At 68.3% G+C, this 1,869-nt stretch carries 1 protein-coding gene; it reads left to right on the forward strand.

The genetic code is table 11. From position 1 onward, the window contains the following. The first annotated feature begins 566 nt into the window (after positions 1-566). On the forward strand, positions 567-1,790 hold the full coding sequence (locus tag ACJA3G_RS36125) for a DUF6801 domain-containing protein (protein WP_406557261.1): 1,224 nt from the start codon (positions 567-569) through the stop codon (positions 1,788-1,790). Positions 1,791-1,869 lie beyond the last annotated feature (79 nt).

Consider the following 1,869-nt stretch of genomic DNA (forward strand, 5'->3'; position numbering starts at 1 on the left):
CGGTGGGGCGGGGGCGCTCGAAGGCGCCGCCGGGCGCCGAGGGCAGGCGTCGTCTCTTGCGGGCCGACGCGGTCGGCTGCCGTTCGGCCGGGGCCGACCATACCGACCGCGGGGAGCGGCTGCCAGGGCGCCTCGCGCCCCGCCGCGCCCTCCTCGGCCGTCCCGGCTTCCCCATGGGCTCCACCTTCCCTGACGTTCCGTCATATCTGACACGTCGTCATATTGCAATCGTCCCGGGGGCCGCCACGAGTACCGCCGGACACCGCCACGACGTGCCCGCGCCGGATGCGGACGGAACCCCCGCAGGGGCACCGGATTCCGGAATCCCGTTTTCCCATTCTCTTTCCATTACGCCCGCATTCCAGAATTTGTCACGCAGGTGAGCATGTGTGCGACGGAGACAAGAAAGGGCGTGGACATACTCACCGCGGTGACAAGAAACAGGAATGACCGGGACCTTGGACACCCTTGCATATCCGGCGCCTTGACCGTCCCCCTACTCACAAGTAGTTTACGCATCCGAAACGCGGAACTTCCCTGTCCGTACAACACACAAGAGGTACCTCATGGGAGCTCGGCAAAGGAAGTCCGGGGCGCGAACAGCCCTGGCCGTCACCGCGGTCGGCGGTGTCGTCGCGGGGTTTCTCGGCTTCGCGGGAGCCGGGGCCGCACAGGCCGCACCGGCGAAACTCGTCCAGCAGTACGACTGCGTATTCCCGCTGATCGGCAACGACCCGATCGAGGCCACCATCACGGCCGAGATTCCGACCGAGATCGAAGCGGGGACGCCGTCCCCCGCATTCGCGGTCAACGCGGCCACGAAGGTCAGTTCACGGGCGGCTCAGGGGCTCGGTCTGGTCGGCGGCAAGACACTCGAAGGCATGGCACGGGCGAGCGTCACGGTATACACGCCGGACGGCCCGCTCTCCGGAATCGGCGTGGAGAACACGGTCGAGAAGACCAACATTCCCAGCCCGCCGGCCGACTTCACCGTCAACGCCAAGGGCAACGCCCCGTCGCTCACCTTCAACACCCCGGGTGACGCAAGGATCGAGGTCACCGGGATCGGTCTGCACGACATGATCGTGCGCGACGCCAACGGCAAGCCCATCCAGCTGGTCACGGGCAAGGACACGTTCGACGCGCCGTGCACGCTGAAGTCGACGGAGAAGGTCCTCGCGAGCTTCAAGGTCGTACCGAAGAACCCCACCAACCCCACGAATCCGACGGACCCAACGAACCCCACCAACCCTACGAACCCGACCAACCCCACAAACCCCACTGACCCGACCAACCCGACCGACCCGACCAACCCCACCGCACCCTCCGGTTCGACCGCTCAGCAGAACCTGAGCACCCAGGTGAAGGCCGCGGCCGGCACGCTCTCCATGAGCCAGCCCGGTGACAACGTGGCCCTGTCCGCCGTCAACCAGGGCGTGGGCGGCGTCTCCAGCGGCAACCTCCAGACCGTCACCGTCAAGGACGACCGCAACGGCGCCAACGGCTGGTCGCTGACCGGCAAGGTCACCGACTTCACCGGTACGGCGGGATCGATCGCCGCGGACAAGCTCCGCTGGAAGCCCTCGTGCGTCTCCGCGCCGGGCTCCAAGAGCAACTGCGTGGCCGGGACCGAGGGCCCCGTCGGAACGGTGGGCGCCACCCTGGCCGGAGCGCCGGACGCCCCCGCCACCGGTGGCCGGTTCAGTGTGGACAGCGCACTCTCCCTCGACATCCCCGCGACGGTCGCCGCGGGCGACTACAAGGCCGTGCTCACCCTCACCCTGACGTGAGTCGCGCCTCCCCCGGGCCGGTCGCACCCAGCGACCGGCCCGGGGGAGGCGCGACTCACGTCAGGGTGAGGGTGAGCAC

The organism is Streptomyces sp. YS-3 (assembly GCF_045257485.1).
GTDB lineage: Bacteria > Actinomycetota > Actinomycetes > Streptomycetales > Streptomycetaceae > Streptomyces.